The organism is Pseudomonas sp. MF6776 (assembly GCF_016613125.1).
Classification (GTDB): domain Bacteria; phylum Pseudomonadota; class Gammaproteobacteria; order Pseudomonadales; family Pseudomonadaceae; genus Aquipseudomonas; species Aquipseudomonas iridis.
The window spans coordinates 109,663-124,426 of the sequence record NZ_JAENSQ010000002.1; the positions used below are offsets into that span (position 1 = coordinate 109,663).

Annotated in this window: 12 protein-coding genes; 1 reads left to right on the forward strand and 11 read right to left on the reverse strand. The window is 60.5% G+C overall.

Annotated elements, in window-relative coordinates:
• Positions 1-70: 70 nt before the first annotated feature.
• Genes maiA through hmgA form a run of 3 tightly spaced genes read right to left on the reverse strand, consistent with a single transcriptional unit; the run spans position 71 to position 3,331 of the window.
• Positions 71-706 (reverse strand): maleylacetoacetate isomerase, encoded by a 636-nt coding sequence (gene maiA, locus JJD74_RS02560; RefSeq protein WP_042557713.1) that lies wholly within the window; start codon positions 704-706, stop codon positions 71-73.
• 12 nt (positions 707-718) lie between these two features.
• Entirely contained in the window at positions 719-2,023 is a 1,305-nt protein-coding gene (fahA, locus tag JJD74_RS02565; protein ID WP_200611093.1) for a fumarylacetoacetase, read from the reverse strand.
• 3 nt (positions 2,024-2,026) lie between these two features.
• Entirely contained in the window at positions 2,027-3,331 is a 1,305-nt protein-coding gene (gene hmgA / locus JJD74_RS02570) for a homogentisate 1,2-dioxygenase (RefSeq protein ID WP_200611097.1), read from the reverse strand.
• Positions 3,332-3,495: 164 nt separating this feature from the next.
• Between hmgA and JJD74_RS02575 the strand changes: the two genes are divergently transcribed.
• Positions 3,496-4,275, forward strand: a complete 780-nt coding sequence (locus JJD74_RS02575) for an IclR family transcriptional regulator (protein WP_200611100.1) — start codon at positions 3,496-3,498, stop codon at positions 4,273-4,275.
• A gap of 105 nt (positions 4,276-4,380) precedes the next feature.
• Here JJD74_RS02575 and JJD74_RS02580 read toward each other — a convergent pair whose 3' ends face one another.
• The 8 genes from JJD74_RS02580 to JJD74_RS02615 all read right to left on the reverse strand — a co-directional run bounded on the left by JJD74_RS02580 (position 4,381) and on the right by JJD74_RS02615 (position 14,719).
• The gene (locus tag JJD74_RS02580; protein ID WP_200611103.1) at positions 4,381-6,936 is read right to left on the reverse strand and encodes a helix-turn-helix transcriptional regulator; all 2,556 of its coding nucleotides are present in this window, start codon (positions 6,934-6,936) and stop codon (positions 4,381-4,383) included.
• Between the two features lie 139 nt (positions 6,937-7,075).
• Entirely contained in the window at positions 7,076-8,443 is a 1,368-nt protein-coding gene (locus tag JJD74_RS02585; RefSeq protein ID WP_200611106.1) for a DUF1329 domain-containing protein, read from the reverse strand.
• 23 nt (positions 8,444-8,466) lie between these two features.
• The gene (locus tag JJD74_RS02590) at positions 8,467-10,260 is read right to left on the reverse strand and encodes a DUF1302 domain-containing protein (RefSeq protein WP_200611108.1); all 1,794 of its coding nucleotides are present in this window, start codon (positions 10,258-10,260) and stop codon (positions 8,467-8,469) included.
• 525 nt (positions 10,261-10,785) lie between these two features.
• Positions 10,786-11,697, reverse strand: a complete 912-nt coding sequence (locus tag JJD74_RS02595) for an SDR family oxidoreductase (RefSeq protein WP_042557707.1) — start codon at positions 11,695-11,697, stop codon at positions 10,786-10,788.
• A gap of 144 nt (positions 11,698-11,841) precedes the next feature.
• Positions 11,842-12,744 (reverse strand): alpha/beta fold hydrolase, encoded by a 903-nt coding sequence (locus JJD74_RS02600; protein WP_200611110.1) that lies wholly within the window; start codon positions 12,742-12,744, stop codon positions 11,842-11,844.
• The gene (locus tag JJD74_RS02605; protein WP_042557705.1) at positions 12,744-13,526 is read right to left on the reverse strand and encodes a class II aldolase/adducin family protein; all 783 of its coding nucleotides are present in this window, start codon (positions 13,524-13,526) and stop codon (positions 12,744-12,746) included. Before JJD74_RS02605 ends, JJD74_RS02600 begins: the two co-directional genes overlap by 1 nt.
• Positions 13,527-13,656: 130 nt before the next feature.
• Positions 13,657-14,343 (reverse strand): LrgB family protein, encoded by a 687-nt coding sequence (locus JJD74_RS02610; protein ID WP_200611115.1) that lies wholly within the window; start codon positions 14,341-14,343, stop codon positions 13,657-13,659.
• Positions 14,333-14,719, reverse strand: coding sequence for a CidA/LrgA family protein (locus tag JJD74_RS02615; RefSeq protein WP_042557703.1), 387 nt, complete (start codon positions 14,717-14,719; stop codon positions 14,333-14,335). The genes JJD74_RS02610 and JJD74_RS02615 overlap by 11 nt, the downstream gene beginning before the upstream one ends.
• Between the last annotated feature and the right edge of the window lie 45 nt (positions 14,720-14,764).

Here is a 14,764-nt window from a genome sequence, read left to right on the forward strand (position 1 = left end):
CGGCGTGTCAGCTATATGAATGGAGACTGACACTCAGCCTTCGCGAGCAGGCTCGCTCCCACACGGGGGCTTACGGTGTATCTGGCTGATTGGACGGGTGAGCCTGGATGAACGCTGGATGTTCGGCCGCCAATGCCCAAACACGGCAAATCCGCGGATAAGCCTCAAGCGAAACATTGAAGCGCTCGGCCGCGTACAACTGCGGAATCAGGTACACGTCCGCCACGCACGGCCACTCACCGAAACAGAATCCGCTATCGCCAATCAACTGTTCCACCGTCGTCAGCCCCTGGCTGATCCAATGACTGATCCACTCCATGACCTGCGGTTCGTCATGCCCCGACTGCCGCAGTCGATTGAGCACGCTGACGTTGTGCAGCGGATGCACATCGCAACCGATCACCGCCGCCACGCCGCGTACATGGGCGCGGGCAGCGAGGTCTTCGGGGAGTAGCGGCACCTGTGGATAACGTTCCTCCAGGTACTCGATGATCGCCGGTGACTGGATCAGCAGCTCGCCGTCATCGGTGCGCAAGGCCGGCACGCGGCCCTGTGGATTGATAGCCAGATACGCCGGCTGCCGATGTTCGCCACCGGGCGCCGCGATCAAGTTGACCGGCAACGCCTGATAGTCGAGACCTTTTAGCGCCAGTGCGATCCGCACCCGATACGACGAGGTCGAGCGGTAATAGGTGTAGAGATCCATGAGCCGCTCCTGTCAGCGCGCCGCCAGCACTTTGCCGCGGCATTCGCCAAAGCCGATCGAGGCGAAACCGTCACGGGCACAACGCGCGCGCAGAATGATTTCGTCGCCATCTTCAAGGAATTTACGCACTTCGCCGGACGCCAGTTCGATCGGCTTTTTACCACCCTCGGTGATTTCCAGCAGGCTGCCGAACTGACCGTTTTCAGGACCGGACAGCGTGCCCGAACCGAACAGGTCACCGGCCTGCAACTGGCAACCGTTGACGCTGTGATGCGCGACCATTTGCGCGACGGTCCAGTACATGTAGCGGGTGTTGCTCAGGGTCAGGCGATGAGCCGGCAGATTCTGCTCGCGCATGGTTTCGGTGAGCAGCAGCACTTCAAGTTCGATGTCGAATGCACCGCCGTCCTGATCGCGCTTGTCGAACAGGTACGGCAGTGGCTGCGGATCGCCTTGCGGACGTGCCGGTTGTGCGGCGCGGAACGGCTCCAACGCTTCGGCAGTGACGACCCACGGCGAGACGCTGGTGATGAAACTCTTGGACAGAAACGGCCCCAGCGGCTGGTATTCCCAGGCCTGGATGTCGCGCGCCGACCAGTCGTTGAGCAGGCAGAAACCGGCGATGTGTTCGGCGGCATCACCGATGGCGATCGAGTCGCCCATCTCGTTGCCCTGACCGATCCAGATGCCCAGCTCCAGCTCATAATCCAGACGCGCGCATGGGCCGAAAGTCGGCTCGGTAGCACCGGCCGGCAGGGTCTGGCCTTTAGGACGACGGACGTCGGTGCCGGACGCACGCACAGTGGACGCGCGACCGTGATAGCCGATCGGCACGTGCTTGTAGTTTGGCAGCAGCGGGTTGTCCGGACGGAACAGTTTGCCGACGTTCTGCGCGTGCTCGATACCGACGTAGAAGTCGGTGTAATCGCTGATGCGCGCCGGCAGATGCATCTGGCAATCGGCGGCCAATGGCAGCAGCTTCGCACCTTGAGCTTCGATGTCGCCGCGCTGGGTGCTGGTTTCGCTGAACAGTTCCAGCAGACGTTCACGCAGGGCAACCCGCGCCTCACGACCGAGGTCGAAGAAGGCATTCAACTGGCCGCCACGGGTGGCTTCCACAGCGCTGCGAGCGGCTCCTTCGAACAGACCGGCTTCAAGGGCAACTTGCAGATCGAAGATGTGGTCACCAATGGCCACACCGCTGCGCGGTTCTGAACCGTTGATGCTGAACACACCCAGTGGCAGATTCTGCAGCGGGAAATCGGCGTGGCCGTTGGCCGACGCAACCCAGCTGCGGGTGATGGAATTCTGAGTCATGGGTTATCTCCGGGTCGGGTCGAACGTGGCGGGCAATGTGGCCCAGCAGGCGTCGTAATGGGGTTGCAGTTGTGGGCAGTCGAGGGCGAAGCGGCTTGGGCGCAACACTTGGCTGGTCTCGAACATGAAGGCCATGGTGTTGTCGATTTTCGCGGGTGCAAGCTCGGCGTTGATCGCTTTGGTGCAGGTCTCGCCGTCCGGGCCGTGAGCACTCATGCAGCTGTGCAGCGAGGCGCCGCCGGGCACGAAGCCTTCGGCCTTGGCGTCGTATTCGCCCTGAATCAGGCCCATGAATTCGTTCATCAGATTGCGGTGGAACCACGGTGGACGGAAGGTGTTCTCGGCCACCATCCAGCGTGGCGGGAAAATCACGAAGTCGAGGTTGGCCAGGCCATGCACGCTGGTCGGCGAGGTCAACACGGTGAAGATCGACGGGTCGGGGTGATCAAAACTGACCGTACCGATGGTGTTGAATCGGCGCAGATCATATTTATACGGCACGTTATTACCGTGCCAGGCCACTACGTTCAGCGGCGAATGATTGAGCTCGGTGGCCCACAACTGGCCGAGGAATTTCTGCACCAGCGTGGTGGGTTGTTGCAGGTTTTCGTAAGCGGCGACCGGGGTGAGGAAGTCACGCGGATTGGCCAGACCGTTGCTGCCGATCGGCCCCAGGTCCGGCAGGCGCAGCGGCGCGCCATGGTTCTCGGCAACATAGCCGCGCGCTTGCGGGTCGAGCAATTCGATGCGGAATTTCAGGCCCCGTGGCAGCACGGCAATTTCCAGCGGCGAGACTTCCAGCACGCCCAACTCGGTGGCAATGCGCAGACGCCCCAGTTGCGGCACCAGCAGCAGTTCGCCGTCAGCATTGAAAAACACCCGCTCCATCGAGCGGTTGGCCGCGTAGTTATAGATGCTGATGCCCGAAGGTTTCTCGGCGCCGGAATTGGCCGCCATGCTCACCAGTCCATCGATGAAATCGGTCGGTTCGGCCGGCATGTCCAGCGGATTCCAGCGCAGGCGATTGGGGGTTACTTCACCCAGAGGCCCACCGGCCAGTTGCCGCTCCAGTTTGACGAACGCCGGGTGATTGGCCGACGGCTGAATCCGGTACATCCAGGTGCGCCGCGCTTCGCTGCGGGTCATGGTGAACGCAGTGCCGGAAAACAATTCGGTGTACAGGCCGTAGGGAGCTTTTTGCGGGGAGTTCTGGCCGACCGGCAGCGCGCCGGGCAACGCTTCAGTGCTGAATTCGTTGCCGAAACCGGACTGATAAGCCAGCGTCGACGCGGTTGAATCGAGGTTCATGGAGCCTCCTGAACAGGGAGTCGGCAGTGGCCCATCGCTCTGGCTCAGAGGTTTCGGCACGCCGGGGTTGTTATTATCGTAATTCGATTACGCATAACGTAATTTGCTCGCTATCCAGCGTCAAGCTATAAAGACGCCCATTCGTATTGGAACCCGGCCGCACCATGGAAAAAACCAGCGACAGTAACGGCAAACAGAAAGTCCGCTCCGCCGAGGTCGGCACCGACATCCTCAAGGCTTTGGCCGAGTTGTCGCCGTCCACCTCGCTGTCGCGCCTGGCCGAACACGTGCAGATGCCGGCGAGCAAGGTTCACCGCTACTTGCAGGCGTTGATTGCCAGCGGCTTCGCCGAGCAAAACCCGGCGACCAACCACTACGGTCTGGGCCGCGAAGCCCTGCGCGTGGGCCTGGCGGCACTCAACAGTATGGACGTGCTGAAAGTCGCCGCCCTGCCCCTGTCGGAACTGCGCGACGAACTCAACGAAACCTGTTTCCTCGCGGTGTGGGGCAATCAGGGCGCAACCGTGGTGCACATCGAACCGGCGGTGCGTGCAGTGACGGTGGTCACGCAATTGGGTTCGGTGCTGCCGCTGCTCAGTTCCTCGACAGGACTGGTGTTCAGCGCCTACCTGCCGCATCGGGAAACCGACGAATTGCGCGAGCGGGAAATCGCCGTCGCCGAGCATCCGTTGAAGGACGAAGAAGCCTACGCGACGTTGTGCGAACAGATCCGCGCGCGCGGCCTGCATCATGTCCACGGCTTGCTGATGCCAGGTGTGGATGCCTTGTCGGCACCGGTGTTCAATGCCGTCGGACAAGTTGCGGCGGTGCTGACCATCGTCGGCCCGACTTCGTTGTTCCATGCCGACGAAAACGGCCCGGCGGCGCAACGGTTGTTGGCGGCGACGCGGGCCGTGAGCTGGCGGATGGGGTTTGACGCCTAGGCGCCTGCGTCGATCCGCCGATCAGCGACGTTGTGAAGGGTTACAGCAACACCGTTTTGCTGTCGCCCGCCGCGTCCTCTTGCAAAGCTTCTTTGATAACCCTTGCTACAGCTCAAGCCCCAGCAGCTTGGCACTGGCTACAGCCTGGGTTCTTCGCTCGACGCCCAGTTTTCCGTGTATCCGCCTGGCGTGAGTCTTTACCGTGTGCAGGGAAATAAACAGCTCATCTGCAATCTGTTGATTGGAATGGCCCCTGGCAATCAAGCGCAACACCTCCAGCTCACGTTGACTGAGCAAACCACTGCCGCTCGCCACTTCAACAGTGACCGGCTCCGAAACCGTGTTTGCCAGTACTTGCGACAGCCCCGGGTGGCGCAGTTGCAGCTCACGCAACGCCTGATGCAGCCCATATTGACGGCCCAGCGCCAGACCCTGCTGTAAGCAGGCGCACGCCGAAGTCTGATCACCCTGGGAAAAGGCAACTTCGGCCATCGCCAGATGCAAGTCGGTTTCCAGAATGAGCATCCTGCAGCGCTGCGCCGTTTCGAGCAGACGCTGTAACCGGCCCATCGGATTGCGAGCCGATCCTGAACCTACCTCGGCAAGGATCAACAAGTACTCGACGCGGGGTATCAACTCGAGTGTCGCCGGCGGCGCCTGCAAGGCGTCCGCCCCTTGATAGTGCCGTAACAGGCGTGTCATCGCCTCGCACGCCAGCTCATAACGGCCCTGCTGCAGCCAGAAAAGACTGCTGACTTGCAACACCACGCCGCGATAAACCGTGTCCGGAATCTGCCGTTGCTGCATCATTCGCTCCGCATCACGCAGCCACACGAACGCTTTCTCGTAATCCGCCTGATTGGCAGCCAGTTGCGCCAGCCCCAGATAGCCGTAGAGGGCACGCTTGTCATGATTGCGCCCGCAACCGTCCAACCCGGACTGGAAAAAATCCGCCGCCAAGACATCCAGGCCCTGACTCAGCGCAAGACGCCCGCGACGCAGCGCAATCCGTCCCAACAGTGGGGTCAGGCGGTTCGGTTGCCGGACGAGTAAATCATGCACGCCCGCCAAAAGACTTTCAGCCCGAGGCGCTGCACCGCGCTGTTCGAGCAGTTGCCCGTGATCAAGCTCCAGCAGAGCTTCGAAAACCAGCGAGCCTTGCGCCCGTGCCAGACACAGTGCCTGCCGATTACGGGCATGGGCGACGTCCAGCTCGCCACGCAACAAAGCCTGCTGGGTCAACCCTGACAAACACATCACCCGAGCGATCCAGTTATCGAAATCGAGTGCCTCCAACGCTTGCGAAAAGTATTCGTGAGCGCTCTCCATCCGCCCTTCCAAATGCAGTAACCAGCCTTTCAACGTTTGCCAACGCGCAATCAATTGCCGCTCATGAGCTGGCGAAGGCTGCGGCATGAACCGCCCTAAATGCTCGATGCATTGCGCCGCCTGTTCAAAACGACCGGCGAAGAGCAATGCAGCTGTAATCAGACCGACCAGCTGCGGCGTGCTCAGGGTCAACTCTTCACCCTGATGCTCATGCAATTGCAGTAACAGGACCACGGTTTGCTCTTCAAACAAATGCTCGAAACTGAAGTGCTGCAACAGGCTGACGGCGATTTCATGTTCTTCGGCGAGCAAGGCTTGCTCGAAGGCCGAACGCCAATCCTGCCGCCAGGAAAACCACTGGCACGCCCGCCGATGCCAGGAACGACCTGCGGGCCATTGTTCGTCGCGCATCACCCGCGACAACGGTGGAAAAACCTGCAGCCAGTCGGCCGAGTCGTGCCACGGCTCGATAAAGCAGCCCAGTGTTTGCAACGTGCGCAGGCACTGTGCGCCCTCCCCGGCGCCGAACAGATGCTCACACAACTCGGCATTGAAGCGCGGCAAATGCGCGAGCACCCGCCAGTTCTCGGCCAGCTCCGGCGTGAGGCTATTGAAGAGTTCGTGTTGCAGATAATCCAGCAGCGTATCTACCCGTTGCTGCGGCTGATTACTTTGTGACCAGTCACACTTTTGCAGCAGCGCCATGCGCACCCCGGCGCACCAACCGCCGGTACGCTGGACGATACGTGCAGCAACACTGCCAGCCTGCTCGGGCGACAGATGTCGCAGCGCCTGGGCGATTTCGTCCGGGGTCAGGGCCAGTGTCGGGGATTCGCATTCGTACAGTTCGTCGTCGAGCAACAGCCGCGGCCAGTTGCATTGCGGCCGTCGACGGGTGCCGATCCACCAGGTGAGCGCCGGACTACTGACCGTCAGCAAGCGGTCGAGCAACGCATCCAGCGCTGGATCCGGCAGCCGACAGTAGTCATCGATAAACAGCCAAGTCGGCAACGACCAGCGACTCAGCGCAGCCACCAGGCCGGACTCCGTTGTGTCTGCCAGTCCCAACGCCCGTGCCAATCGCAGACAAAATTCGTCGACCCTCATTGCGGCACCCGCCAGCGGTAGCCAGCACACTTCGCAGTGTGGCGGCGCCTGAAGCAGGCACTCGGCGAGCAACGCGCTTTTGCCGCTGCCGGCGGGCGCACAGATGAGCCTGACCCGTGCCACCGATTCCAGCAATGGCTCGCTCAATCGCGTGCGTTTTTGGTGATGGGAGGACAGTCTGGGGAGAAAACCGGGGCGATCCAGACAAGCTGTCATGGCGGTCATCGGATGAGCCTTTTTATAGTTGTGAGCTCACCCTAGCCCTCTCCCGACAGCTTGTTGACAAGTATTCAGCACGCTGATTGGCGGCCATAAAAAAGGCGACCATGCGGTCGCCTTTTTTATGGCCGATGTATCAGAACCGTTACCGCACACCCTCTGCACGCAGGGCCGATGGCGTGTAGTCGGCAGCCTTGGCTTCGAAGCCGAATTCATAGCTGTGCTTCTCTTCGTTCTTCATCCCCAGCGCGATGTAGCGGCCGGCAATAATGTCGTAGAGCGCTTCGAGGGTGTAGGCCTGAGTCTGGTGATCGTAGTAGTACTCAGCGTGACCTTCGGCGACGCGCCACAGTTGTCCGCGACCGTCGTAGTGATCGGCGAGCGCCACTTGCCAGCTGTCTTCGTCGATGTACATGTGGCGCTTGGCGTAGATGTGCCGCTCGTTCGCCTTGACCGTGCCGATCACTTCCCAGACGCGATGCAGCTCATAACGCGTCAGGTCCTGATTGATGTGCCCGGCCTTGACGATGTCGTCGTACTTGAGCTTCGGCGAGTCGAGTTTGTAGCTGTTGTACGGAATGTACATTTCCTTTTTGCCGACCAGTTTCCAGTCGTAACGATCCGGCGCACCGGAGAACATGTCGAAGTTGTCCGAAGTGCGCAGGCCATCGGCGGCGGTCCCCGGGCCGTCGTAGGCCACTTGCGGGGCGCGACGTACGCGACGCTGACCGGCGTTGTAAATCCATGCCAGGCGCGGTTCCTTCACCTGATCGAGGGTTTCGTGCACCAGCAGCACGTTACCGGCCAGCCTTGCCGGAGCCGTCACCGACTGCTTGAAGAAGGTCAGCACGTTGGCGGCTTTTTCCGGATCGATATCCTTCATCAGTTGCGGCACGGCGATCTCTTCTTCGAAGCGGATCGGCGTGTAGCTGCCGTTGGTTTGCGGCGTCACCTGGGTGATGATCCGCTTCACGTTGCCGCCGTGATAACGGGTGATGTGGTTCCACAAGACTTCCACGCCATTCTTCGGAATCGGGAAGGCGTAGTAGCGATTGCCGGTGAAGTTGGCCAGGCCGTTACCGTCGTTGATGGTGGTGACGTTAAGGGCGCTGCGCTTGGCCGATTCGTAGATTTCCGGTGGTGCGGCGACGGTACGATGGGTCGGATAGACCGGGATCTTGTAAGTCTGCGGATAGCGTTTGAACATCGCTACCTGACCTTCGGAGAGTTTGCTTTTGTACTGATCGACGTTGGCGGCGGTGATGGTGAACAGCGGTTTTTCATTGGCGAACGGGTCGGCAAGAAAGCCTTTACTGTCTACCGCTCCGGCGTTTTTCGCGAGGCCGCCCGTCCATGCCGGGATCGAGCCGTCGGCGTTGCCGGCCTTCTCGGCGCCGAGCGGGGTCAGGCTGGTGCCGAGTTTGTTCGCCTCATCCGGCGACACCGCCGCCATCACGTTGGCCGCCAACAGACTCAGGGCCAGCACACCGCATTGCAGAATCATTTTGCGCATTGCTTTCATCCTTCTCGGGCAGATCAGAAGTTCACGCCGAAGCTCAGAGCGACGAAGTCACGGTCTTCGAGGACGTTGTAGTCGCCACCGAAAAAGTCGGTGTAGCTGAGGCTCGCGGTGTAGGTGTTGCGGTAGTCGGCATCGACGCCGACGCTGATCGCTTTGGCGCCTTCGTTGAACAGGCCGTTGGGGCCGTAACCGGCAACGTCGTGCGACCACGACAGGTTGGGTTTGAGGTTGATCCCGCCAATCACGTTGGCGTAGTCGAGGATGGCGCGGCCGCGATATCCCCACGAAGTCGAGGTGACGAAACCGTCCGTGTCACCACCAAACCCGTACTGGCCGTACACCGAATCGCGGCCATAACGCAGCTTGCTGCGCGACTCCAGACCACCGACCCGCACCACCGCCGCTTCACCGACCAGGGTCAGGCGTTGGGCGCCCAGCACTTGGTCGAAGAAGTGTGTCAGGGTGCTCTGGATCTGCGTCACTTCCTTGCGCCGGTATCCCGTGTTGTCCGAACCCGGCGAGGTGGCGATTGGCGAAGCTGCGCCGCCGGCGATCGGGTTGAGCAATGCCAGCGTCAGGTCATTGGTGCTGACTTGCACCGGAGCGTTCGGCCGGTAGCTGATCTCGCCGGTCCATGCGGTGCCGGTGGGCAGCGTGGTAGAGAAACTGGCGCCGTACAGGCGAATGTCTTCCGGGTATTCGAGGTAGTAGCCACCGCGCCCGAGCATCACACTTTGCGCCAGGCCCGAACCGCTGCCGGGTGCCAACTGGTTGGCGATGCCGACCATGCCCGGCAATGCCGCCAGAGTCGAAAGCCCTGCCGTGGTGGTGCCGACTGTTGGCGTGCGGCTGTGGTAGTTCATGAAATAGAGGCCGTACTCGGTGTCGTCGCCGAGCCAGCGCAGTGCCGTGCCCCACTGCCCGGAATCCCGCGCATCGCGGTCGCCGCCACGCGGTATGACCACGCCTTCGCGGGTGACCTGAATGCCCTGGCCAAACGCGGTGGTCAACGGCACCAACGGCGCAATGGCCGGGTTGCCGACGGTGTAGCCGCTGGTGCAGCCGTCCGCCACCACGTCGACGCCGAAGAAAGTGCCGCAGTTGTCGACAACGGTCTGGTCCCACTCCAGTTGATAGAAGCCTTCGATGCTCAACTGGTCAGTCAAGCCCTGGGAGCCGAACAACATGTTCACCGGAATCAAGCCTTCCTTGATCTCCGCACCGGGGCGACGGAATGCCGACACGTCGATCGGGTTGATGCTGTTGATCGAGTTGCCGATGAAAGTACTTTCGCCCCAACTGACCACTTGTTTACCGGCGCGCACCGTGCCCGGCAGATCGCCGATGGAATAGTTGTGATAGACGAATGCATCGAGAATCTGCGCGCCGGATGATTTGGCGCCTTCCTTGCGGCCACTGTCGCTGATCTGCTTGAACTCGCGGTTTTCGTCCTTGAGTTCGAAGTCATACCAATACTTGCCACGGACGAACACACCGGTATCGCCGTACTTCAGTTCGAGGTCGTGAATGCCTTTGACTATTTTCGAGAAGGTTTCGCCCTTCTTGAAGTTCAGGCGTCCGTCATCACCGGTCGAGGATTGCCCGGTCCCACCGTTGACCGTACCGACCAGCGACTTGTCGGCATCGCGCATGCCCCAACTCGCACCGACCGACAACGACGAATCGAACGTGCCTTCGATTTCTCCGATATTAAAAGCGACCGCGTGCGCCTGGGCACAGCAACCCAGAGCCACCGCGGCTGCCAGCGCCTGCGGTGTGAAGATGGCGCGCATTGTTTTTGTTGTCATGCGTCTTCCCCAGTGAGTGACAGAAGGCCTCACCCTACTGCCGCGTGACCGGGTCGATAAGCGCACCAAGGAGGTATTCGCGCTGTCGCTCGAAAGGATGAACGCCCATGCACTACGCGGCTTTGCATCGACCATGGATCGGCTGGATAGAGGATCATCAGTGCCGCGCATGGTGCACATCAGCCTTTGCAGACTGTTGCATGCCCCGTAACAGTGCATGTCTGGAATCGGTATTTTTCCTACAGGGCTGAAACCGTATTCTGAGCGGGCTTTCACGGCATGCGCCGAAAGCCCCCAGCCTTGGCTACTGAGCAATTCAGGCCACTGTTGACAGATTTCAGATGAATCGATGATTCGGTTTATCGCCCCAGTGTTCACTGACGTTGATTTGTAGCTCCTTGATCCAACGTCTTACCTTGGCCGCTGCGTTTGCAGCGGCCTTTTTTATGGGCGATCGATTTTCAGGCAGAGGAGGCAGTGCGGGGCGACAGGACTTGAGCAAGCCCTGTCGAAGAGCAATCGCGATCAGAGTGAATACTTCTGCAAATTAGCCATCATTTCCTTTAGCGCCTCAATATTGTCCTTCGGATGCGCCGCCCCTTCGAAATCACAAATCTGCTGCCAGTGCGCCGCTACATCTTCCGGCGAGAAGCCTTCGCGCGGATCGAACCCGGCACCGAGGCTGCGTTCCCAGCGCACCTTGCCCATCCAGCCACCGCCGACTTCGAACAATCCGGAAGTCTCCTGGCACTGCTCACTGGCCAGATACACCACCAACGGGCTGACCAGTTCCGGTTTCAGTTGCTCGAACACTTGCGGCGGGATCAGTCCTTCGGTCATGCGCGTGCCGCCGGTTGGCGCGATGGCGTTCACCAGGATGTTGTTCTTGCGGCCCTCGATGGCCAAAGTGCGGGTCAGCCCGTATAGACCGAGCTTGGCCATGCCGTAGTTGGATTGGCCGAAGTTGCCATAGATGCCCGAGGTCGAAGCGGTAAAGATCACCCGACCGTAGTTTTGCTCGCGCAGGTGCGGCCATGCGGCGCGGGTGACTTTGTAGGCGCCTTCGACGTGGACGCGGTAGACCAGATCCCAATCGGCGTCGTCCATTTTGTGGAAGGTCTTGTCGCGCAGGATCCCGGCGTTGTTGACCACGACGTCGACGCGGCCGAAAACATCCAGCGCGTTCTGCACCAGTTTGTCGCCGTCGGTAACCGAGTCGTGGTTGGCTTCGGCGATGCCGCCGGCTTCACGGATTTCCGCGACCACGCGATCAGCCGCAGAAGCGTTGGCGCCTTCGCCCTGAGTCGAGCCGCCGAGGTCGTTGACCAGCACCTTGGCGCCCTGTTTGGCGAACAGCAAAGCGTGCGCCCGTCCGAGGCCGCCGCCGGCTCCGGTGACAATCACGACTTTATCTTCGAAACGCACAGACTCATTCATCGCGGCAACTCCAGCAGGCCAAGGGACAGTGACCCCGAGTGTCAGGCACGGGGCTTTCGGTCACAACAAACACGGCTGGGCCTGAATGGTGCGCGATAAGGCTGAGGGATGATGTGCAGCGCAATTAAAAGACCAAAAGATCTGTCAGGAACACGCCACTTTGCGCGGTGGCAGCGCAAAACGGTCACGAAACGCCAGGTAGTGCCTGAGCACCTGCACCGGCGCTTCGATCTGCGGATAGTGGCCAATATTCGGCAACAGCACGGTGTCGGCATCCGGTATCAACTCCCGGTAGCGCTCGACCATGTGCGCACCCGAAATCGGATCGAATTCACCATCGATGACCCGCATCGGCACTTCGCCGCGCTGCATCGCAGCCACCCAACGATCACGCTGCACCCGCCGTTCGGGGATGTAGTTAATCAGCTTGTGCATGATGCGCGGGCCGTGATTGCTGTCGACCAGGCTCCAGAAGTCGTCCAGCTCGCTCTCGGTCGGCCCTGTCTGCGGACCGAAAATCTGGCGAAAGCTTTTCACCAGTGCATCGCGGGTAAAGGCACGGCCGATCATCCAGCCCAATGGGCTGAGCAACAGTTTTTGCATCAGTACCGGACGATGGGTTTCCGGAAACAAACCACCGTTGAGGAACACGCAACTGGCAATCTCGATCTTGTCTTCGTAGTGCCGGGCTAGCAGCTCCTGCGCGACGCTATCGCCATAATCGTGAGCGAGGATGTGAACAGGCTGTTCGACCTGCAAATGCGCGAGCAACGCCTGTTGCAGATCGGCCTGCTCAAGCAGGCTGTAGCGGTGATTGGCCGGTTTGGCCGAATCGCCGAAACCCAGCATGTCGCAAGCGATCATTCGATAACGCTGGGCCAGTGGTTGCCACAGGTAATGCCAATCCCAACTGGCGGTCGGGAAGCCATGGATCAGCAGCAGCGGCTCACCCTGCCCCGTCATCCAGTAACGGATCGTCTGACCTCGAAAGACAAACGTCTGGCTGCGTTTACGCCAGACACACAGTGGAATCTCGGCAAGAGGCATTAGAGTTTATATCCAGGGTCGTGTTTATCGAGTTTGCGCAGCAGAGCCGGCCAGGCCAGCGCTCCACCCATGCCTTGAGCACTTTTGGTCACGCCGGCGATCATTGCCTTGGCGCCTGCCAGAATCTGCGGTTCGATGGCGATCAGTTCAGCGCCGCCGGTCTGGGCCATCACCTGAATGTCGCAGGCGCGCTGGAAGGTGAACATCATCAGGAAGGTATCAGCGATGGTGCCGCCACAGGTCAGCAGACCGTGGTTATGCAGCATGAGGAAATTGTTCTCGCCAAGGTCGGCCTGCAAGCGCGCCTTCTCTTCGTGGTTCAGCGCCACGCCCTCATAGCCGTGATACGCCAGGCTCGACAGCACGAACAGCGACTGTTGGCTGATCGGCAACACGCCTTGCCTTTGCGCCGACACCGCCACGCCCGAAGCAGTGTGCGTATGCAGCACGCAAACCACATCGTGCCGCACTTCATGCACGGCGCTGTGGATGGTGTAGCCGGCCGGGTTGATTTCGTATGGGCTGTCCATGAGTTTGTTGCCGGCCTGATCGACTTTCACCAGGCTCGACGCGGTGATTTCGTGGAACATCAGGCCGAACGGATTGATCAGAAAATCTTCGGTGCCGGGCACCTTGGCAGAAATGTGCGTGAAGATCAGATCGTCCCAGCCATGCGACGCGACCAGACGATAGCAAGCGGCGAGATCGACGCGGGTCTGCCACTCGGCGGCGCTGACCTGCTCTTTGACATTAAGGGACGACTGGACGGGGGCTACGCTCACTGTGTGCACCTCTGCGTTCTTATTGTTCTGCTCGTGTCAGCAGTCTAGTCGGCGCAGTCGATCGCGTAGTTGCATTGCCAGCCAGCTTGATGACTGAACGGGTCAGCCATGCAAACTCCTTGGATCCATGTCAAAGCAACGACGCCAACAAAGGTGCGGCGAATAAATTAAGCAAGCCGGTCAAGACCATCACCAGGCCCGCCACGGAGCCTTCTTCGCCACCCACTTCATGGGCCCGGCTGACACCGGCGCCGTGCGCACCGACACCAAACAGCGCGCCGCGCGCCAAGGCACTGCGCAACGGCAGCCACTTCAGCAACACGCCACCGAGCATCGCGCCAAACACGCCAGTGAACATCACGAACACCGCGGTCAGTTCCGGCACGCCCCCCAGATCCTGGGCCATAGGCATAGCAAACGGCGTGGTAATCGAGCGCGGCACCAGTGACATCGTCACCGAACTGTCGAGCGCCAGCGCCTTGGCCAGGCCGAACGAAGTCGCGATCGACGCAGCACTGCCGGCCAGCATGCCCAGCAGCAACGCCGACCAGTGCCGCATCAACAAGCGCCGCTGCTGCCAGATCGGCACGGCGAAGGCGACGGTAACAGGACCGAGCACCAGCATCAGCCAGTGGGTGTTGCTCGAATATTCGGCGTAAGCGGTGTGCAGCGGCACGGCGAGCGCCAGCAGCAGCGCCGGCACCAGAATCAGCGGCGACAACAGATAACGCCCGGTGCGGCGATAAATCCAGCGGCTGAACAGGTAAGCCAACAACGTGAAGGCCAGCCAGAACATCGGCATCAGTTCAAGTTTCATGGGAACGCCTCATGCGCACGGCCAGTTCCACGGTGAACGCGGTCACCAGCATCACCATCAACGTGCTGGCAGCAATGACCAGCAGGATCCGCCAGCCGTCATTGCGCAGCAAAGTGCCGTAATCGAGCAGACTCATCAGCGCAGGAATGAAGAACAGCAACATCTCGGCCATCAGCAAGCCAGCGCCCAATTGCAATGCCGCCGGTTTGACCCAACCGAAAGCGAAAGCGAGCAGCAACAGCACCATGCCGATAACACCCCCGGGAATGGGCCAGGCCAGCCATACCGCCAGCTGACAGCCGAGCAGGTAAAGACCGAGCAGCACGGCGAGTTCGGTCACCAGACGGGAAAGGTATTTGAGGGTAGCGGTGTTCATGATCAGCTCCTTACAGAGGCTCATTTTACGAAGCGCTCTACCATC